Origin of the sequence: Aeromonas sp. FDAARGOS 1418, assembly GCF_019048585.1 — a bacterium.
In the GTDB taxonomy this organism is placed as follows: Bacteria; Pseudomonadota; Gammaproteobacteria; order Enterobacterales; family Aeromonadaceae; genus Aeromonas; species Aeromonas caviae.
Genome location: NZ_CP077387.1, coordinates 66,428 through 84,935, shown reverse-complemented (window position 1 = coordinate 84,935; position 18,508 = coordinate 66,428). Strand labels below are relative to the sequence as shown.

The 18,508-nt window shown below is 62.7% G+C and carries 17 protein-coding genes and 1 tRNA gene; 8 read left to right on the top strand and 10 right to left on the bottom strand.

Going from position 1 to position 18,508, the window contains the following annotated elements:
• Nucleotides 1-115: 115 nt before the first annotated feature.
• Complete coding sequence (rpoD, locus tag I6L48_RS00420; RefSeq protein ID WP_010675616.1) at nucleotides 116-1,972, top strand: RNA polymerase sigma factor RpoD; 1,857 nt, start codon at nucleotides 116-118, stop codon at nucleotides 1,970-1,972.
• 194 nt (nucleotides 1,973-2,166) lie between these two features.
• Nucleotides 2,167-2,243: transfer RNA gene (locus I6L48_RS00415), tRNA-Ile, on the top strand.
• 47 nt (nucleotides 2,244-2,290) lie between these two features.
• Here the strand turns inward: I6L48_RS00415 and I6L48_RS00410 are convergent.
• The 6 genes from I6L48_RS00410 to purH all read right to left on the bottom strand — a co-directional run bounded on the left by I6L48_RS00410 (nucleotide 2,291) and on the right by purH (nucleotide 10,043).
• Nucleotides 2,291-2,761, bottom strand: a complete 471-nt coding sequence (locus tag I6L48_RS00410; RefSeq protein WP_113068961.1) for a tetratricopeptide repeat protein — start codon at nucleotides 2,759-2,761, stop codon at nucleotides 2,291-2,293.
• Nucleotides 2,762-2,908: 147 nt separating this feature from the next.
• The gene (locus tag I6L48_RS00405; RefSeq protein ID WP_113068960.1) at nucleotides 2,909-5,485 is read right to left on the bottom strand and encodes an alpha amylase C-terminal domain-containing protein; all 2,577 of its coding nucleotides are present in this window, start codon (nucleotides 5,483-5,485) and stop codon (nucleotides 2,909-2,911) included.
• 256 nt (nucleotides 5,486-5,741) lie between these two features.
• The gene (locus I6L48_RS00400) at nucleotides 5,742-6,296 is read right to left on the bottom strand and encodes a cytochrome b/b6 domain-containing protein (RefSeq protein ID WP_113068959.1); all 555 of its coding nucleotides are present in this window, start codon (nucleotides 6,294-6,296) and stop codon (nucleotides 5,742-5,744) included.
• Nucleotides 6,277-6,651, bottom strand: a complete 375-nt coding sequence (locus I6L48_RS00395; protein WP_039040825.1) for a cytochrome b562 — start codon at nucleotides 6,649-6,651, stop codon at nucleotides 6,277-6,279. The genes I6L48_RS00400 and I6L48_RS00395 overlap by 20 nt, the downstream gene beginning before the upstream one ends.
• Before the next feature lie 405 nt (nucleotides 6,652-7,056).
• Nucleotides 7,057-8,346, bottom strand: coding sequence for a phosphoribosylamine--glycine ligase (purD, locus tag I6L48_RS00390; RefSeq protein ID WP_041211074.1), 1,290 nt, complete (start codon nucleotides 8,344-8,346; stop codon nucleotides 7,057-7,059).
• 104 nt (nucleotides 8,347-8,450) lie between these two features.
• Complete coding sequence (gene purH / locus I6L48_RS00385; RefSeq protein ID WP_113068958.1) at nucleotides 8,451-10,043, bottom strand: bifunctional phosphoribosylaminoimidazolecarboxamide formyltransferase/IMP cyclohydrolase; 1,593 nt, start codon at nucleotides 10,041-10,043, stop codon at nucleotides 8,451-8,453.
• A gap of 432 nt (nucleotides 10,044-10,475) precedes the next feature.
• Here purH and zntR point away from each other — a divergent pair, with 432 nt between their 5' ends.
• From zntR to I6L48_RS00370, 3 genes are all read left to right on the top strand, one after another.
• Nucleotides 10,476-10,913 (top strand): Zn(2+)-responsive transcriptional regulator, encoded by a 438-nt coding sequence (gene zntR / locus I6L48_RS00380; protein ID WP_113068957.1) that lies wholly within the window; start codon nucleotides 10,476-10,478, stop codon nucleotides 10,911-10,913.
• Nucleotides 10,903-11,439 carry a dihydrofolate reductase family protein gene (locus I6L48_RS00375; protein ID WP_113068956.1) on the top strand — a complete coding sequence of 179 codons (537 nt, stop codon included), beginning with the start codon at nucleotides 10,903-10,905 and terminating at the stop codon, nucleotides 11,437-11,439. Before zntR ends, I6L48_RS00375 begins: the two co-directional genes overlap by 11 nt.
• A gap of 107 nt (nucleotides 11,440-11,546) precedes the next feature.
• The gene (locus I6L48_RS00370; protein WP_010675607.1) at nucleotides 11,547-11,765 is read left to right on the top strand and encodes an alternative ribosome-rescue factor A; all 219 of its coding nucleotides are present in this window, start codon (nucleotides 11,547-11,549) and stop codon (nucleotides 11,763-11,765) included.
• A 116-nt stretch (nucleotides 11,766-11,881) separates the two neighbouring features.
• Here I6L48_RS00370 and hemW read toward each other — a convergent pair whose 3' ends face one another.
• Complete coding sequence (gene hemW, locus I6L48_RS00365; protein ID WP_216987681.1) at nucleotides 11,882-13,027, bottom strand: radical SAM family heme chaperone HemW; 1,146 nt, start codon at nucleotides 13,025-13,027, stop codon at nucleotides 11,882-11,884.
• 132 nt (nucleotides 13,028-13,159) lie between these two features.
• Nucleotides 13,160-13,756, bottom strand: coding sequence for an RdgB/HAM1 family non-canonical purine NTP pyrophosphatase (gene rdgB, locus I6L48_RS00360; protein ID WP_010675605.1), 597 nt, complete (start codon nucleotides 13,754-13,756; stop codon nucleotides 13,160-13,162).
• A gap of 234 nt (nucleotides 13,757-13,990) precedes the next feature.
• On the opposite strand from rdgB, the gene I6L48_RS00355 reads away from it, so the two are divergent.
• The 3 genes from I6L48_RS00355 (at nucleotide 13,991) to I6L48_RS00345 (ending at nucleotide 16,858) form a co-directional block, all read left to right on the top strand.
• Entirely contained in the window at nucleotides 13,991-15,154 is a 1,164-nt protein-coding gene (locus I6L48_RS00355) for a multidrug effflux MFS transporter (RefSeq protein ID WP_029314807.1), read from the top strand.
• Nucleotides 15,155-15,256: 102 nt separating this feature from the next.
• Entirely contained in the window at nucleotides 15,257-16,306 is a 1,050-nt protein-coding gene (locus I6L48_RS00350) for an oxidoreductase (protein WP_216987680.1), read from the top strand.
• A 306-nt stretch (nucleotides 16,307-16,612) separates the two neighbouring features.
• The gene (locus I6L48_RS00345) at nucleotides 16,613-16,858 is read left to right on the top strand and encodes a hypothetical protein (protein ID WP_010675602.1); all 246 of its coding nucleotides are present in this window, start codon (nucleotides 16,613-16,615) and stop codon (nucleotides 16,856-16,858) included.
• Nucleotides 16,859-16,938: 80 nt separating this feature from the next.
• On the opposite strand, the gene I6L48_RS00340 is transcribed toward I6L48_RS00345, so the two are convergent.
• Together I6L48_RS00340 and I6L48_RS00335 are read right to left on the bottom strand one after the other, a co-directional pair.
• Nucleotides 16,939-17,394 (bottom strand): NfeD family protein, encoded by a 456-nt coding sequence (locus I6L48_RS00340; RefSeq protein WP_010675601.1) that lies wholly within the window; start codon nucleotides 17,392-17,394, stop codon nucleotides 16,939-16,941.
• A complete protein-coding gene (locus I6L48_RS00335; protein WP_029314806.1) occupies nucleotides 17,391-18,314 on the bottom strand; it encodes an SPFH domain-containing protein in 924 nt (307 codons plus the stop codon). Before I6L48_RS00335 ends, I6L48_RS00340 begins: the two co-directional genes overlap by 4 nt.
• Nucleotides 18,315-18,508 lie beyond the last annotated feature (194 nt).

Here is an 18,508-nt window from a genome sequence, read left to right as displayed (position 1 = left end):
TCATGACCGACGCCGCAACCAGACATAGCATGTCTGGCGGTTTTCTATTAGAATTGGCTATTTGCGCAGCAGCGCACTGTACGCGCAACCTAGCAACACCAACCGGATGAGTTCTATGGAGCAAACCCCGCAGTCTCAGCTTAAACTCCTCGTTGCCAAAGGTAAAGAACAGGGCTACCTGACCTATGCCGAGGTGAACGATCACCTCCCGCAAGACATTGTCGATTCAGACCAGATCGAAGACATCATTCAGATGATCAACGATATGGGCATTCAAGTGGTTGAAAACGCTCCGGATGCCGATGACCTTATCATGGCTGAAGGTGGTACCGCCGATGAGGACGCTGCCGAAGCAGCGGCCCAGGCTCTGGCATCTGTTGAATCTGAGATTGGTCGCACGACCGATCCCGTCCGCATGTACATGCGGGAAATGGGTACCGTCGAACTGCTGACCCGCGAAGGCGAGATCGACATCGCCAAGCGGATTGAAGACGGTATCAACCAGGTACAAAGCTCCGTCGCCGAGTACCCTGAAGCCATCACCTATCTGCTCGAACAGTACGACAAGTACGAAGCCGAGCAGCTTCGCCTGTCCGACATCATCTCCGGCTTCATCGATCCGAACGAAGTGGATGATGTGGCGCCGACCGCCACTCATATCGGCTCCGAACTCAGCGAGGACGACCTCGCCGACGAAGATGAAGATGAGGACGAAGACGAAGACGAAGACGGCGACAACTCCGACGATGATGGCGACGGTGGCCCGGATCCGGAAGTCGCTCGCGAGAAATTCGGCGAACTGCGTGCCCAGTACGAGGTGACTCGTCTCTCCATTCAGCAGAATGGCCGTGCCCACGACGACACCCAGAATGCCATCGCCCAGCTGGCCGATGTCTTCCGTCAATTCCGCCTGATGCCCAAGCAGTTCGATCGCTTGGTCAACAACATGCGGGAGATGATGGAGCGTGTCCGCGTGCAGGAACGCATCATCATGAAGCTCTGCGTTGAGCAGGCCAAGATGCCGAAGAAGACCTTCGTCGCGGCCTTCACCAACAACGAGTGCGAAACTGCCTGGTTCGAATACCAGAAGCAGGCCGGCAAGGCGTGGTCTCCCCGCCTGCTCGAGATGGACGAAGAAGTACTGCGTTCCATCGGCAAGCTGCAGCAGATCGAAGAAGAGACCGGTCTGTCCATCGCCCAGATCAAGGACATCAACCGCCGCATGAGCATTGGTGAGGCCAAAGCCCGTCGTGCCAAGAAAGAGATGGTCGAGGCCAACCTGCGTCTGGTTATCTCCATCGCCAAGAAGTACACCAACCGCGGTCTGCAGTTCCTGGATCTGATCCAGGAGGGCAACATCGGTCTGATGAAGGCGGTCGACAAGTTCGAATATCGTCGCGGCTACAAGTTCTCGACCTATGCCACCTGGTGGATCCGTCAGGCCATTACCCGCTCCATCGCGGATCAGGCCCGTACCATCCGTATCCCGGTGCACATGATCGAGACCATCAACAAGCTCAACCGTATCTCCCGCCAGATGCTGCAGGAGATGGGTCGTGAACCGAACCCGGAAGAGCTGGCCATGCGCATGGGCATGCCGGAAGACAAGATCCGTAAGGTACTGAAAATCGCCAAGGAGCCCATCTCCATGGAGACGCCCATCGGTGATGATGAAGACTCCCACTTGGGTGACTTCATCGAAGATACCACCCTGGCTCTGCCAGCGGATGCGGCCACCAGCGAGAGCCTGCGCAACGCGACCCGTGAAGTGCTGGCCGGTCTGACCGCACGGGAAGCCAAGGTACTGCGCATGCGCTTCGGTATCGACATGAACACTGACCACACCCTCGAGGAAGTGGGCAAGCAGTTCGACGTCACCCGTGAGCGTATCCGTCAGATCGAAGCCAAGGCCCTGCGCAAACTGCGCCATCCGAGCCGCTCGGAAGTGCTGCGCAGTTTCCTGGACGAGTAGTCCCGGGTTTTGTCAGCCTGACATAGCAACAAAAAGCCCCGCCATGCGGGGCTTTGTTTTATCCGTGCAGGCATGGGCGTGAAGAGGGGTCATGGAACCGCTTGAATATGGATGAAATCTCGCCAAGTGGTTGATCTGACTATGGACGGGGTATCCGCCATCCCCTATAATCCACGCCGCTAACCAGCATCAATGGCCCCTTAGCTCAGTTGGTCAGAGCAGTCGACTCATAATCGATTGGTCGTGGGTTCAAGTCCCCCAGGGGCCACCATTTTCAGAAAAAGCCGCTCTTTTGAGCGGCTTTGTCGTTTCTGGCGCTCACCAGCGTCTGTCCAGATCCTCGGCATAGAGTGCCATCGCGCGCCGGTAGGGAAGCAGGGCGGGATCCGTGGTGGTGGTCGCGAGGATCCCCAGCAGCGTCTCCATCCCCTCCTTGCTGCGCCCCAGGTTGTAGCAGGTCATGGCACGAAACACCTTGAACTCCATGGCATCGGGGAAGCGGGACAGGGCCTCGTCAAAGGTGACCAGCGCCTCGGCATGACGGCCCGTGGTGCGATAGGAGCTGCCTAGTCCAAGCAGGGCCCCGCGCAGCGACGCCTCGCCAAGCCCCAGCGACACGGCCTTCTGATAGAGCGGAATGGCCTCGGCCTCTCGCCCCAGCATGTCGTGCAGTCCGGCCACTTCGTAATGCAGCTCGGCGTGGGTTGGGTGCGCGATGAGTTGCAGCAGACCGTGCTGACGGGCTTCCTCGAGCCGTCCCTCGGCCTTGAGGGTGTTCAACTGTTTCATATGCGCTCCTGCATGGGGATGAAGGATCAGTATGCCTGCCGGCAGGCTGGCGGGGAACGGGTCATGGGGCCATGAAAAAGGCCTCCCGCCGATGGCGGGAGGCCTGGTTCGGCGCCGGGGCGCAATGGCCCTGGCGTGTGTCCAGCCCTACTGGGCGCTCAGGCTGTAGGCCAGGGTCTGGTCGTTGAAGCGCACCACATAGGCACCGACCACTGCCGTGGTGATGTCTGCCCCGGCCAGCTCGGCCACGCCATCCTTGTTAGTGTCGCCGTAGTTCTGGGTCCAGTCCCCCTTGACGTCGAACTTGAAGCGCTGGCTGCCGTTGCCATCACCGCTGCCGGTGAAGGTGACGCTGGCCTGCCAGAGGTGATCCCCGACCAGGGACATGGGGGTGGTGCCCCAGTTGTTGGTGGTGCCGCGAATGTTGAGGCTGGCGACATTCTTGGCATAGATGACGCTCACCGGAGTCAGGCTGTATTGCAGGGTCTGATCGTTGAAACGTACCCGGTACTGGCCGATGACCGGGGTGAGGATGTCACTGCCGGTCAGTTCGGCCACGCCGTCCTTGTTGGTGTCGCCGTAGTTCTGGGTCCAGTCCCCCTTGACGTCGAACTTGAAGCGCTGGTTGGTCTGACCGTTGAAGGTGACCAGGGCTTCCCACTGATTGTCGGCGACCAGTGTCATGGCAAGGGAGCCCCAGGCATTGGGGGTGCCGCGGAAGTTCAGGGTGGGCAATACGCTGGCGTAGGTGCCGTTGTCATCGGTGACGGTCACGGTGGCGCTGGCACTGGCGGTCAACCCTTCCGCATCGGTCACGGTGACCGTCACGGTATGGGTACCCGGGGTATCGAACCGGACTGTCTCCGTGGCGGCGGTGCCCCCGCTGGACCAGCTGTAGCTCACCACGCCGCCGTCATCGCTGGAAGCGGAGGCGTCGAACACCACGCTCTCCCCCGCCTTGACGCTGAGGGTTTTGGGGGAGAGGGTAGCGACCGGTGCCTGGTTGCTGGTGAGGGGTGTGACCGTGTAGCGCAGATCGCTCTCGCTCAGGGTGATGCGGTAGGTGCCCGCCCCGCTGACCAGGATATCCTTGCTGCTGCCCTTGTCGGCGATGCCATCCCCTTCGTTGTCGCCGTAGTTCTCGGCCCAGTTGCCGAAGACGTCGAACTTGAAGCGCTGGGCACCGGTGGCGTCACCGTTGCCGGTCAGGGTGAGGGTGGCGGACCAGACACGGTTGGCATCGACGGTCATGGGGGTGTTGCCCCAGGCGTTGTGGGTGCCGCGCAGGTTCATGCTGCTGAACTTGTTGCCCGGCAGGACGGAACCGCCGCAGGGGCTGGCCTTGGTGCAACCGGCGATGATGGCGGCCGCCTTCATGCCGGGGACGTTCAGGCTGGCCTTGCCGCTGCCGTCGACGGTGACATAACCGCCGCTGCAGTAGTCATTGCCCCCCAGGAGGTTGCAGTACTCGCCGGCCGGCAGACCGGTCTGCACCGAGGCCACCAGGCTGCCGCTTTCGTTGTTGATGGCGACGAAGCCCTTGTTACCGCGGCTGAAGGCGATCTGGTTGTTGCCGTTGTCCCACCAGTTGCTGACGGGCTGGCCTTCGGTCCGGTTGTGGAACAGGGCCATGTTCATGATGGTCGGTCGGCGCTGTTCGCAGTTCCACTGGCTGTCCGTGCAGGGCGTGCTACCCGGCGCCCCCTTGTCGGTTTCATAGGTGCCCATGTTTTCGAAGCGATAGCCCGACATCACCTGTTTCCAGCCATAGGGCCAGGCCATCATGAAGGTGTTGGCCAGATCGTAGCGGGCACCGCTCATGAAGGTGAGCATGCCGCCACCGCCGTGGCCGCGTTCGCGGTCGTGGTTGACCACGAAGACGAAGGCCTTGTTGGAGGGGAGCAGGCCCCAGCTCTCGCCCAGGGTCTTGAGGTTCTTGATCTGGCCGTTGAAGTTGGCGGCGAGATCGGTGCCGTATTTGAAGTCGGTGACGGTGTCGATATAGGTGTAGCGGCCCGGCTGGATGTCGGGGGACTCCCCGCCTGCGCCGATCACCTCCAGGTAGGCCCTGGGGCTGCCCGCCTTGTCGAGGATGGCCTTCACATCGGCCGGCGCCATGTGCTTGGCCGCATCGATGCGAAAGCCCGCCACGCCCCAGCCGAGCAGGGTCTTCATGTAGGTGGCGATCTGATCCTGGACGTAGGATGAGCCGGTGTTGAGGTCCGGCATACCGTAGAGGGCGCCGTTCCAGACGTTGTTGCTGTCACCGTAGTTGGTGATGTCGCCGCTGTGATGGAAGTCGTTGTAGCCGAACTGGGGATATTGGTATTGCCCCGAGTTGTAGCTGCCGCCGCCGGTGGCGGTGCCCGAACCCGATGCCAGCTGGTTGAAGACGGCGTCGGCATAGACCTTGACCCCGGCCGCGTTGCAGCGGGCGATCATGCTCCTGAGCTCTGCCTCGCTACCGCCGAAGCTGTTGAAATTCTTGAAGCTGACCGGTTGATAGACGGTCCACCAGACCTGGCTACCCTGCTTGTGCTCGGCGGGTGGGGTGATCTGGACGCCACCGAACCCCTTGGGCCCGAGCACGGTCTCGCACTCGTTGGCGATGTCGTTGAACTTCCATTGGAACAGGTGAACCATGACTCCTTCGGCGCTGGCAGTGTGGCTGAAAGAGCCGAGTGCCGCCGCCAGCAGGGCGGTTCGAAACAGTGTGTTGTGCATGACGATTTTCCCTTCGATCTTGTTATTGACGTATCACTGTCGTGTAGTCGAACGGACAACAAACAACCTCGTTCAGCTCCGTAGCATTCATGAAATCGACGTGGTTGAAAATCGAACAAGCTGAATTAATTAAGAAATGTGAATGAAAATGCTTTCATGCCATTCGGTGGCAGCAGGAGGGGGCAGATCGGTGCGAGATCCCGTCAAGCGGGTAGCGAAGGGGATGAACAGGGGCCCCGCAGGGCCCCGTGAACGTTCAGACGTTGGGTTCCTGCTGCCCGGTACTGGCCCGGGCACGACGCCCTGGCAGCATGCGGGTGACCAGGTTGCTGCGCTGGCGCCAGGAGGTGTAGGCGATGGCGCACAGGTGCAGGGCGATCATGCCCTGGAGTGCCCAGGTGCACCACTCGTGCCAGTCGTCCGCCCCCAGATCGAAGCCAGTCTCGGTGTTCTGGAACCAGCCGGTCCCTGCGGTGGCGAGTACCAGCAGCCAGAGTGCCCAGACCGCCAGCTTGCCGCTGCCGTGATGGCCCGGGGTGGGCGGGGTCCGTTCGCGCAGGGCGTCGGCCTGATGGCGAAAATCCTCCCGGCTCGGGAGGAGGGCGCGCAGGCGGGCGTGGCCGCGAGCGAAGGTGAGCCCCCACAGCAGGCGTATGCCGATGAGCACCATGACGGCGTATCCCATCCGCTCGTGCCACTCCTCGCCCGCCTCGTTGAGCCAGAGGTTGCCGATACAGATGGCCGCCACACCCCAGTGGGTTAGGCGCACCAGAGCATCCCAGTGGAAGGGATCAGCCTTTTTGCTTGGCATATTTGTGGTACTCCTTCTTCAGGTCGTTGACCTTGGCCAGGTGCTCGCGCGCCTTGGCCTCGTCACCGGCCTGGAGGGCTGCCAGGCTGGCATCCAGCTCGGTCTGCACTTCGGTCATGCCTTCCAGGAACTTCTCCTTCTTGGCGGCGGGCATGTTCTTGCCCTTGGCGACGTCCAGCTGGGCCTTCATCTCCTTGATGTATTTCTCCATGGTGGCCGCGTCGTCGGCCTTGACGGCCTGCTTGTAGTTGAAGCCGATCTTCTTCATCGGCTGCTCCAGATCGCCGGCCATGGCAGGCAGGGCCATCAGGCCGAACATCAGGGGCAGCAGCAGGGGACGCACAGTTTTCAGCATGGGATTTCCTTATGAGACGACGAGATTGCAGGTTGTTATAGCACTCATTTGAGTGCGGTTTCACGCATCATGATGCCATGAAAGGACGATCATTGTATGAAGAAAGTGCGACCAATTGTGACGAATTGTGCAGGGGATTGCTGTGGGAATGTAGCCGAAAGAGAACGGCCACCGGATCTCGCCTCCGGCAGGGATACAAGGGCGCGCATCTGGCCCGGGAAGGAGCCCGCAGGCAGTGAATCATGCTGCCATTTTTTATCACACATCGGTTTTTTAAAGTCAGGTGAGTTTTTCAGGTGTTTTTGTTTTTGAAAGCCACATCCCGTGGACGATTTCACTGCCCGTACAGACGCCGTGCAACAAAAAAAGGGCCCGCAGGCCCTTTGAGTGATCGGGATCCGGCCCTTATTCGGCCTGCTCGCGCTCGATGGCACGCCAGCCGATGTCCTTGCGATAGAAGATGCCGTCCCACTGGATGCGACCAGCCAGGGCATAGGCCCGCTGCTGGGCTTCCTGCACCGTGTGGCCGAGGGCGGTGGCGCACAGCACGCGGCCACCCTGGGTCAGGCTGGTGTGCCCTTCCAGGCGGGTGCCTGCATGGAACACCTTCTCCCCTGCCACTTCGTCCACCGGCAGGCCGCTGATGGGGTGGTTGCTGGTGTAGTCGCCGGGATAGCCACCCGCCGCCAGCACCACGCCGATGGCGGCACGGGGGTCATAGACGGCTTCCTTCTGATCCAGCTGGCCGGCACAGGCGGCGAGGCAGAGATCCACCAGATCGGACTGCATCCGCAGCATGATGGGCTGGGTTTCGGGGTCGCCGAAGCGGCAGTTGAACTCGATCACCTTGGGGTTGCCCTCGGCATCGATCATCAGGCCGGCGTAGAGGAAGCCGGTGTAGACGTTGCCCTCGGCCGCCATGCCGCGCACGGTCGGCATGATCACCCGTTCCATCACGCGCTGGTGCACTTCGTCGGTCACCACGGGCGCCGGGGAGTAAGCCCCCATGCCGCCGGTGTTGGGGCCGGTGTCACCGTCGAAGGCGCGCTTGTGATCCTGGCTGGTGGCCATAGGCAGCACGTGCTCGCCGTCCACCATGACGATGAAGCTCGCCTCTTCCCCGTCCAGGAACTCCTCGATCACCACCCGGGCGCCGGCATCGCCGAAGGCATTGCCGGAGAGCATGTCACGCACCGCCGCTTCCGCCTCGTCGAGGGTCATGGCGACGATCACCCCTTTGCCGGCGGCCAGACCGTCGGCCTTGATGACGATGGGGGCGCCCTTCTCGCGCAGATAGGCCAGCGCCGGCTCCACCTCGGTGAAGTTCTGGTAATCGGCGGTGGGGATGGCGTGGCGGGCCAGGAAGTCCTTGGTGAAGGCCTTGGAGCCTTCCAGCTGGGCGGCGGCGGCGGTCGGGCCGAAGATGGTCTGATCGGCGGCGCGGAAGGCATCGACCACCCCTTTCACCAGGGGGGCTTCCGGTCCGACGATGGTGAGGCCGATCTGGTTCGCCTTGGCGAAGGCCAGCAGGCCCTCGATGTCGGTGGCCTGGATGGCGACGTTCTCGATGCCCGGCTCAAGCTGGGTGCCCGCATTGCCCGGTGCCACGAAGACCTGGGTCACCAGGGGGGAGTGTTTGGCCTTCCAGGCCAGGGCGTGTTCACGGCCGCCATTGCCAATGATCAGTACTTTCATCGTCTCGCTCGCTTCTGTCTGAGTTCACTGGCGCTGCGGTGGCACTGCCAGTGGAAAGGGTCCGGTGCTAAAGAGGCAGGGCCGCCATCGGCGGCCCTGGGCTGTCAGTGACGGAAATGACGCATGTTGGTGAACACCATGCACATGCCGTGTTCGTTGGCGGCGTCGATCACCTCCTGGTCGCGCATCGAGCCACCTGGCTGGATGACGCAGGAGATGCCCGCGGCAGCGGCGGCATCGATGCCATCGCGGAACGGGAAGAAGGCGTCGGAGGCCATGACGGAGCCCGCCACGGTCAGCCCTTCATCCTCGGCCTTGATGCCGGCGATCTTGGCAGAGTAGACGCGGCTCATCTGGCCGGCGCCGACGCCGATGGTCTGGCCGTTCTTGGCGTAGACGATGGCGTTGGATTTGACGAACTTGGCGACCTTCCAGCAGAACAGCAGATCCTGCAGCTCGGCCTCGGTGGGCTGACGTTTGCTGACCACGGTCAAATCCCCGAGCGTCACCATGCCCAGATCGCGCTCCTGCACCAGCAGGCCGCCGTTGACGCGCTTGAAGTCAAAGCCTTGCGCCGGGGCAGTCCACTGGCCGCACTCCAGCAGGCGCACGTTCTGCTTGGCGGCGACCGCCTCGCGGGCTGCCTGGCTGATGCTGGGGGCGATGATCACTTCCACGAACTGGCGGGCGACGATGGCCGCGGCGGTCTCGCCGTCCAGTTCGCGGTTGAAGGCGATGATGCCGCCAAAGGCCGAGGTGGGGTCGGTCTGGTAGGCGCGATCGTAGGCAGCCAGCAGGTCGTCACCGATGGCGACACCGCAGGGGTTGGCATGCTTGACGATGACGCAGGCCGGTTCGCTGAACTCCTTCACACACTCCAGCGCCGCATCGGTGTCGGCGATGTTGTTGTAGGAGAGGGCCTTGCCCTGCAGCTGGATGGCGCTTGCCACCGAGCCCGGCGCGGCCTGCTCTTCGGCGTAGAAGGCGGCAGCCTGGTGGCTGTTCTCGCCGTAGCGCATGTCCTGCTTCTTGATGAACTGGCTGTTGAAGGTGCGGGGGAAGCGGGACTCTTCGTCGCCTTCCTTGTTTTCGCCGTAGGAGGGCACTAGGGTGCCGAAGTAGTTGGCGATCATGCCGTCGTAGGCGGCGGTGTGCTCGAAGGCGGCGATGGCCAGATCGAAGCGGGTGGAGAGGGTCAGGCTGTTGCCGTTGCCATCCATCTCGGCGATGACGCGGTCATAGTCGGAGGCCTTGACGACGATGGTGACGTCCTTGTGGTTCTTGGCAGCGGAGCGGACCATGGTCGGGCCGCCGATGTCGATGTTCTCGACGGCGTCTTCCAGGGTGCAGCCGGGCTTGGCCACGGTGGCGGCGAAGGGATAGAGGTTGACGACGACCATGTCGATGGGGGAGATAGCGTGCTCGGCCATGATGGCGTCATCCCGGTCGCGACGGCCGAGAATGCCGCCGTGTACCTTGGGATGCAGGGTCTTGACCCGGCCGTCCATCATCTCGGGGAATCCGGTGTAGTCGGACACCTCGGTCACCGGCAGGCCCGCATCGGCCAGCAGCTTGGCGGTACCACCGGTGGAGAGCAGGGCCACACCACGCGCGTCGAGTGCCTTGGCAAATTCCAAGATGCCAGTCTTGTCAGACACACTCAGCAGTGCACGGCGAATGGGTCGAGCTTGTTCCATCACACTATCGTCCTCAGCATAACGGGGACCGTTCCATGGGAGGCGAGGCTCAACACACAGAGAGTCCCCAAATAAATGGAAGTGGGGGATTTCGCAAACCACTCTCGCCCGGGGCGGCCGTTGGCAAAAGCGTTTTAGGAAATGCCCGCTTGACGCGACGCTCTCTTGTGGGCGCGTATTCTACACAAAAAATGTGACCTGTGGTGGATTTTTTAAAGAGACAAACCCTTGTGGGATGCGGCGTTAAACGTTTTCTGGTGAATTTTTGTGAAACGTTTGTCTTTTCAGTGTTTTGGGGATAAATGGCCGGCAAGTGAAGGGTTAGCTGCTGCTTTCCTGCCTTTGACTGGCAATCGCCGGGCAAAGGGGTGATAGTGGAGGCCGGTTTATATTGAGTACCATGTCGGGAATGTCATGCGGGGGGAGAGGACCATGTATCGGATCGGTGAACTGGCCAAGGCGTGCGGAGTGAAGGCCGACACCCTGCGCTTTTATGAGAAGAACGGCCTCATCTCGCCGGGCATTCGCAACGAATCCGGCTATCGCCTCTACGGCGAGCAGGACAAGCGGCGGCTGGAGTTCATCATCCGCGCCAAGTCGGTGGGGTTCTCCCTCGCGGACATCGGCGAGCTGCTCGCCCTCGACACCAACAAGGCCAAGGTCACCTGCCAGGAGGTGAAGGCCGTGGCCGACACCAAGCTCGAACAGGTGGAGCAGAAGCTCCTGGAGCTGACCCGTTTTCGCGAGAACCTGAAGGCTCTCTCCGACATCTGCTGCGGCGGCCCGCGCTCGGCGGAGCACTGCGCCATCCTCGAGACCCTGGAGTCCGGCGCCCCTTTCCGCCACGAGCACCACGACCATGAGCACTGAGCTGCGCCGGCCCCGGGTCTCCGCCTTTCTCGCCCTCTCCCTCGACGGTTTCATCGCCGGGGAGGGGGGCGATCTGGCATGGCTGGCCCCCTATGGTGGCGACGGGCCGGAGGAGACAGGCTACAGCGCCCTGATGGCGAGCGCGGACACCCTGCTGATGGGGCGCAACACCTACGATATCGTAAGCGCCTTTCCCGAGTGGCCCTACGGGGACAAGCCGCTGGTGGTACTGACCCACAGGCCCGCCGACCCCCGTCCTCGGGTCTCCTTTCGGCAGGGGGCGCTGGCGCAGGTGCTGGACGAGTTGTGGCAGGGGGGAAGCCGTCACCTCTATCTGGATGGCGGAGAGCTGGTGAGGCAGGGTCTGCAGGGTGCCCTGGTGGACGAGCTGACCCTGTTCTGGGTGCCGGTCACTTTGGGACGCGGGGTGCCGCTCTTTGCAGGATCCCTGCCCGGCGCGCTGAGACCGGTGTCGAGCGCCGTGCTGCCAAGCGGCCTGGTGCGGGTTATCTATCACCCCGCCTGACTGCTTGCACGGGGGAGGCAAGAGGTGCACAATCGGCGCGTTTTTCGCCACCTGCCCTTCCAGACAGGGACGACAGGCAAACACGACAACCCCATCAAGGAGCCCATATGGCCAAGAAGAAGGTGACCTGTGTCACCGCCGAACCCGCCTGCGAACATCAGCGCGGCATCATTCAGGACAACCACCTCAAGGCACTGGTGACCTCCCCCCTGTTCCAGGCCCGGGTCGAGCCGAGCAAGAAGGGCAAGGGCAGCTATCAGCGCAAGGCCAAGCACGGCAAGCGGTGGGAGCCCGGCCAACAGCAGATGGCAAGCGTCTGCTGCTGAGCGGGTTTCTGCCGCAAGGCATCAGCTAACACAATCAGGGCGCCAATGGCGCCCTGATTGTTTTTCTATTCGCTGGTGCTGACTTGCGGTCTTGACGCAAGAGAGTGAACCCGTGCTCACTCGTCCATAAAGAGTTCGAGCAGCACGTTGAGGTAGCGATGCCCCAGGGACGTGAGCTGCCAGCTGTCGCCGAGATCCTCGATAAGCTCCTTGGTCCGGGCGATGGCGAGCATGGTCTCTACCCGCTCCAGCGGTAGCCCCGTGAAGGCCTCGAACTCCGCCTTGGGGGCGGGTTCAAACAATCTGAACCGGTTCATGAAGTACTCGAGCGGCAAATCGTCCGCGCTCACCTGCCATTGGCTGTCCAGATAGGGGCGGCTCGGATCCAGATAACCTTTCGGATGCTTCACCTTGGCGGTGCGCAGGATCTGCTGGCTCGCGAGATCCGTCACCTTGCCGTGGGCGCCGCAGCCGATCCCCAGATAGTCGCCAAAGCGCCAGTAGTTGAGGTTGTGGCGGCACTGATACCCCTCTTTGGCATAGGCCGAGATCTCGTACTGCTGATAGCCCCGGGCGGTCAGCATGGCGTGGCCCTGCTCGTAGATGTCCCACAGGGTGTCATCTTCCGGCAACGTGGGGGGCTTGGAGGCGAATGCCGTGTTCGGCTCTATGGTGAGCTGATACCAGGAGAGGTGCGGCGGCGCGCAGTCGATGGCCTGCTGCAGGTCGTAGAGCGCATCGTCCAGGCTCTGATCCGGCAGGCCGTGCATCAGATCCAGGTTGAAGGTGGGAAGCGCGATGGCGTGGGCCAGTTCGGCGGCCTTGCGCGCCTCCTCAGGGCCGTGGATGCGGCCGAGCCGGGTCAATTTTTCCTGCTGGAAGCTCTGCACCCCGATGGAGATGCGGTTGATGCCCGCTTTTTGGAAGCCGGCGAACTTGTCCGCCTCCACCGTGCCCGGGTTGGCCTCCATGGTGATCTCGCAGTCCGGGGTCAGTGCGATGCGTGCGCGCACCCCGTCCAGTAGCACCTGCATGGCGTTGACGGAGAGCAGGCTCGGCGTGCCGCCACCGATAAAGATGGAGGAGAGGGGGCGCCCCTGGGCCCAGTGCAGATCCTGCTCCAGATCCTCCAGCAGGGCCGCCACGTACTCGAGGTGGGGCAGTTCCCCCTTCTGGGCGTGGGAGTTGAAGTCGCAGTAGGGGCACTTCTGGACGCACCAGGGCACGTGGATATAGAGGGAGAGGGGCGGCAGTTGCAGCATGGGATTTCCAGTATTCAACAATCAGAAGGGGTCGGGTGGCCCTGGTTGTCGGTGACAACGGGCGGGGCGCCGCGAACGAAACGGGGGCCGACGGCCCCCATTGTAGATGACAACGCGGCGGGAGACAGCGCTTTAGTTGACCGCCGCCAGGGCCGCTTTGAGCTTGGCCAGCGCCTGGCCACGGTGGCTGAGCTGGTTCTTGAGCTCCGCCGGCATCTGGGCCGAGGTGCAGTCGTGATCGGGGACGAAGAACACCGGGTCGTAGCCAAAGCCGTGCTGGCCGCGGGGTTCGTCGATGATCATCCCTTCCCAGCTGGCCTGGCAGATAATGGGGGTGGGATCGTCGGCGTGGCGCATGTAGACCAGCACGCACCAGAAGCGGGCGCTTTTCAGGTAATCCGGCGCGCCCTTGAGCTCGGCCAGCAGCTTGTCGATGTTCTCCTTGTCGCTGGCACCGGCACCGGCAAAACGGGCGGAGTAGACGCCGGGGCGGCCGTGCAGCAGATCCACTTCCAGACCGGAGTCGTCGGCCACGGCGGGCAGGCCGGTGACACGGGCGGCGTGGCGGGCCTTGATGATGGCATTCTCGACGAAGGTGGTGCCGGTCTCGTCGGCATCGGAGACTGCAAACTCGCTCTGCGGGATCACCTGGATCTTCATATCGGCCAGCATGGCGGCCAATTCCTTCACCTTTTTCTGGTTCCCTGTTGCCAGGACAAGCTTGTTCATCACACACCTCCGCAAAAATAATCTGCGCATTCTATGCGGGGGAGGGGTTTAGTAAAAGCGCCAATTGCCCGGGATCCGGTGCCAACGGGGGATCCTGGTTCCACCCCCTGAGAGGTAGAGGAGATACATGTTTCCAACAGGGAATAACCGAAGTGATTAAATACCATTTCAATTCATTACTCTGAGTCAGTAGACTCGCGGCCCAATCGATATTCCTAGGGCTTGAGGTGACTGATGCCATTGATTCTTTTGCTTGTACTCCTGGTGTTGTTCAGCCCGCTGGCCATCGACATCTATCTGCCTGCCATCCCCCAGATGGCCGAGCAGCTGGGGGCCGAAGTGACCCTGATGCAGGGCACCATCACCTGGTTCCTGTTCAGCATGGGGCTGGGGCAACTGCTGGTGGGGCCGCTGGCTGATCGCTACGGGCGCAAACCCATCGCCCTGGGGGGCGTGCTGCTCTACGGCCTGAGCGCCCTGGCAGCCGGCTTTGCCGCCAGCCTGGGAGAGCTGATGCTGGCGCGGGTGCTGCAAGGCTTCGGGGCCTGCGCCACCTCGGTGGCCGCCTTCTCGGTGGTCCGTGACAGCTATGGCCCCAAGAAGAGCGGTCAGATGATCTCCTATCTGAACGGTGCCATCTGCTTCATCCCCGCACTGGCGCCCCTGCTGGGTGGCTGGCTCACCGCCAAGGCGGGCTGGTCGGCGAACTTCTGGTTCATGGCGGGTTACGCCGTCGTGGTCGGCAGCTGGCTGCTGTGGCGGATGCCGGAAACCCGCCCTGAGGAGACCAGCAGTGCTGGCCCGCTCATCAGTTGGTCCCGCTACAGCCCGGTGCTGCGCTCCCCGAGCTTCCTGTTCAACGCGGCGCTGTGCATGCTGGCGATGGCGGTGATCCTCGCCTACGTGACGGCGGCGCCGGTACAACTGATGGTGACCCTGGGGCTGGACATGAGTGGCTTCAGCTACTGGTTTACCGCCAATGCGGCCCTCAACATCCTGGCCTGCTTCCTGGCCCCGCGCTTCATCGCCCGGGTAGGGCCAAGACGGACCCTGCGCATCGGCCTGCTGGTGGTGCTGCTCTCCGCCATCACCCTGACCCTGGCCATGCACATCCCGCACCCGCTGGCCATGATGGGCCCGGTGTTCCTCTCCAGCATCGGCTTTGCGATGATCCTGGGCGCCGCCGCGGGTATGGCGCTGGCCCCCTTCGGCCACTGCGCCGGCACTGCGGCCGCCCTGCTCGGCCTGTTCCAGATGAGCGGCTCCGGCGCCCTGGTGGGGATCACCGGTTGGCTGATGCCGGATCCCCTGAGCCAGCTGGCCCTGCACATGTGGCTGCTGCTGCCCCCGCTGGTGATGCTGATGACCCGCCAGGGTCGCCGCTTGTGTTTGCAATAAATCCTGTGCTCTGATGAGCACACTCAGGGGGCCTTGAGCCCCCTTCTCTTTTTCAGGCGACCCGCCTGCCTCGCATGATCACAGACCCGTGGAGAAAACCGGATGAGCCACACAATCAACGCCGCCCTGGTGGGATACGGCTTCGCAGGACAGACCTTTCACGCCCCCTTCCTGGCCACGACCCCGGGCCTGACCCTGCGCTGGGTGGTGAGCCGGGATGCCGCCAAGGTACAGGCCGCGTTGCCCGGCACCCGGGTCGGCACCCTGGAGCAGGTGCTGGCCGATGACAGCCTCGATCTGGTGGTGATCGCCACCCCCAACGACACCCACGCCCCCATCGCTCGCGAGGCCCTGCTGGCGGGCAAGCATGTGGTGATCGACAAGCCGTTTGCCCTGGATCTGGCCGAAGCGAAGGCGCTGGTCGAGTTGGCGGAGAAGCAGCAACGGCTGCTCAGCATCTTCCACAACCGACGCTGGGACGGGGATTTCCTCACGGTGCGCCGTCTGCTGGCGGAGGGGGCGCTGGGGCAAGTCGCCCAGTTCGAATCCCACTTCGACCGTTATCGCCCCGAGGTGCGCCAGCGCTGGCGCGAGGCGGGCGGCCCGGGCTCCGGTCTCTGGTTCGATCTCGGCCCTCATATCCTCGATCAGTCGCTCCAGCTGTTCGGTCAGCCGGACTGGCTGCAGGCGGATCTGGGCAAGCAGCGCCCCGGAGCCCTGGCGGACGACTACTTCCACGTGGTGCTCGGCTATGGCGAGATGCGGGTCATTCTGCACGGCAGTTGTCTGGTGTCGGCCGTGATGCCCCGCTTCGTGGTGCACGGCAGTCAGGGCTCCTTCATCAAGTTCGGCATGGACGTGCAGGAGGAGCAGCTCAAGGAGGGCAAGCGGCCTCCGGCGGCGGACTGGGGCGTGGATCCCGCCCTCGGCCAGCTCAGCCAGATCCGGGACGGTCAGCTCGTGCAGCAGACCGTGGCTGGCGAGGCGGGGGACTACGGCGCCTACTATCGCGGTGTCTGCGCTGCCATCCGGGGAGAAGGGGAGAACCCGGTGCCGGCCGACGAGGCCCTGGCGGTGATGGCCTTGCTGGACCTGGCCCGGGAGAGCGACCAGCAGGGGCAGCGCCTGCCTTGTCAGAAGCTGTCTGACTGACGGCGTAATCCGGCTGCGCCGAGAGCCTGACAGAAAGACAATGGCTGACTGGCAATCGTCAAGTAATTGGCGATTTGTTGTGCGAATGTGGTGATGAATGGGTGTTTTATATTAATATTTGTCGTTGCAGCAGTGTTTCTTATCATGCCAACGAGAAAATATCATTGTGATACGCGTTTTCATCGGCCGCATATGGGGATATATTTCGCGCGCCTTCGGGCTCCAGCGGCCGGTGTGCCGACAGGAGCCGGGGCGTACAGTGATGGTCCCTGCACCATCTCTCCATCTTTTTTTGAGGGTATGCACATGAACAAAGTACTGGTAGCCGGTATCCTGGGTCTGATGTTGACCGCCTGTGGTCAGAAAGAAGAAGCTGCCGCTCCGGCTGCGACCCCGGCCGCAGACGTTGCTGCCACTGTCGAGAAAGCCGCTAGCGAAGCGTCTGCTACCGTCGAGAAGGCTGCTTCCGAAGCTTCCGCTACTGTCGAGAAGGCTGCCGCTGACGTGGCCACCAAGGCTGAAGCTGCCGTGAGCGATGCCAAGGCCAACTAAGCCAGCACCTCATTGAAAAACGGGCCCGGCGCACTCGCGCCGGGCCCGTTTTTTTATGGCCATGGCGGGGCGTTGCCGGGTCAGCCGAGGGGTTCCACCAGCAGGATGTGGGAGTCGGCCCCCACCACCTTGACCCGGCTGCCGGCCGGCAGCGGCGCGTTGCAGCGCACCGTCCAGACGGTGTCGTCCAGATGTACCCGGCTCATCCCCTGGCTGACCTCGTCCAGCAGGGTCAGCTCGCGGCCCATGTAGCTTTGCATCCGCTCGTTGATGGGAGCGGCGGCATCCAGCCCGGAGCGATCCCGGCGATGCTGCCAGCGCCACCAGGCCCAGGTGGTGAGCAGGGATTGCAGGGCGAAGAGCAGCAACTGCGCCTGCCAGCCGAAGGGCCAGACCAGCAGCAAGAGCCCCACCTCCAGGGCGGCGATGCCGGTCCAGAGCAGAAAGCCCACCGACCCCATCACCTCGATGGCCAGCAGCACGAAGCCGAGTCCCAGCCAGTGCCAGTGGGTCAGCCCCTCGAACAGGGCTGTCATGATTTGCCCGCCTTGCCGTCTTTGTTGAACAGCTCGGCCATGCCCGCCACCGAGCCTATCAGGCTGCCCGCTTCCAGGGGCATCATGATGATCTTGCTGTTGGGGCCTTCACCGATGCGGGCCAGGGCCTCGGTGTATTTCTGGGCCACGAAGTAGTTGATGGCCTGCATGTCGCCCTCGGCGATCGCCTGGGAGACCATGTGTGTCGCCTTGGCTTCCGCCTCGGCGGCCCGCTCCCGCGCTTCGGCGGCGAGGAAGGCGGCCTGACGCTCACCCTCGGCTTTCAGGATCTGGGACTGCTTCTCCCCCTCGGCCTTCAAGATCTTGGACTGGCGCACCCCTTCGGCCTCCAGCACCTCGGCCCGCTTCTGGCGCTCGGCCTTCATCTGGGCGTTCATGGCTTCCACCAGGGCGAGGGGCGGGCGCACATCCTTGATCTCGATCCGGGTCACCTTGATGCCCCAGGGGGCGGTGGCCGCATCCATGGTGCGCAGCAGCTTCTCGTTGATGGTGTCGCGCTGGGAGAGCATTTCGTCCAGCTCCATGGCGCCGAGCACGGTCCGCATGTTGGTCATGGTGAGATTGCGGATGGCGCTGGTGAGATCGTTGACCTCGTAGCCCGCCTTGCGGGCATCCACTACCTGCACGAAGCTGATGGCGTCGATGGTGACGTTGGCGTTGTCCCGGGAGATCACCTCCTGGGCCGGGATGTCCAGCACCTGCTCCATCATGATGATCTTGTGGCCGATGCGGTCGATGTAGGGGATCAGCAGGTTGAGGCCCGGGGAGAGGGTGCGGGTGTAGCGGCCGAAGCGCTCCACGGTCCAGTTGTAACCCTGGGGCACTATCTTGATGCCGGCACTCAGGGTGGCGAGTACCAGGAATATGAAGATCCCCAATACAATCAATGACTCATTCATGATTAAGCTCCTTATGAAACACTTTCACTAGCCTAGGGTCTGGTGCCATCCACCACAAGCAGATTCGCTTCTCTATTGCCGCCACACGGCTTTACTAATTACCAAAAAGCATTAAAGAGCATTTTTTATTATTTTGAGGGATAAGCGCTCCTGCCTATAGTCGCCCCAGATGTCGCGATGCCGAGGAGCGGGCC

Coding starts and splice junctions, on each gene's coding strand:
- rpoD (WP_010675616.1), top strand. CDS start 116: ATGGAGCAAACCCCGCAGTCTCAGCTTAAACTCCTCGTTGCCAAAGGT.
- I6L48_RS00410 (WP_113068961.1), bottom strand. CDS start 2,761: ATGAAACAGTTGAACACCCTCAAGGCCGAGGGACGGCTCGAGGAAGCC.
- I6L48_RS00405 (WP_113068960.1), bottom strand. CDS start 5,485: ATGCACAACACACTGTTTCGAACCGCCCTGCTGGCGGCGGCACTCGGC.
- I6L48_RS00400 (WP_113068959.1), bottom strand. CDS start 6,296: ATGCCAAGCAAAAAGGCTGATCCCTTCCACTGGGATGCTCTGGTGCGC.
- I6L48_RS00395 (WP_039040825.1), bottom strand. CDS start 6,651: ATGCTGAAAACTGTGCGTCCCCTGCTGCTGCCCCTGATGTTCGGCCTG.
- purD (WP_041211074.1), bottom strand. CDS start 8,346: ATGAAAGTACTGATCATTGGCAATGGCGGCCGTGAACACGCCCTGGCC.
- purH (WP_113068958.1), bottom strand. CDS start 10,043: ATGGAACAAGCTCGACCCATTCGCCGTGCACTGCTGAGTGTGTCTGAC.
- zntR (WP_113068957.1), top strand. CDS start 10,476: ATGTATCGGATCGGTGAACTGGCCAAGGCGTGCGGAGTGAAGGCCGAC.
- I6L48_RS00375 (WP_113068956.1), top strand. CDS start 10,903: ATGAGCACTGAGCTGCGCCGGCCCCGGGTCTCCGCCTTTCTCGCCCTC.
- I6L48_RS00370 (WP_010675607.1), top strand. CDS start 11,547: ATGGCCAAGAAGAAGGTGACCTGTGTCACCGCCGAACCCGCCTGCGAA.
- hemW (WP_216987681.1), bottom strand. CDS start 13,027: ATGCTGCAACTGCCGCCCCTCTCCCTCTATATCCACGTGCCCTGGTGC.
- rdgB (WP_010675605.1), bottom strand. CDS start 13,756: ATGAACAAGCTTGTCCTGGCAACAGGGAACCAGAAAAAGGTGAAGGAA.
- I6L48_RS00355 (WP_029314807.1), top strand. CDS start 13,991: ATGCCATTGATTCTTTTGCTTGTACTCCTGGTGTTGTTCAGCCCGCTG.
- I6L48_RS00350 (WP_216987680.1), top strand. CDS start 15,257: ATGAGCCACACAATCAACGCCGCCCTGGTGGGATACGGCTTCGCAGGA.
- I6L48_RS00345 (WP_010675602.1), top strand. CDS start 16,613: ATGAACAAAGTACTGGTAGCCGGTATCCTGGGTCTGATGTTGACCGCC.
- I6L48_RS00340 (WP_010675601.1), bottom strand. CDS start 17,394: ATGACAGCCCTGTTCGAGGGGCTGACCCACTGGCACTGGCTGGGACTC.
- I6L48_RS00335 (WP_029314806.1), bottom strand. CDS start 18,314: ATGAATGAGTCATTGATTGTATTGGGGATCTTCATATTCCTGGTACTC.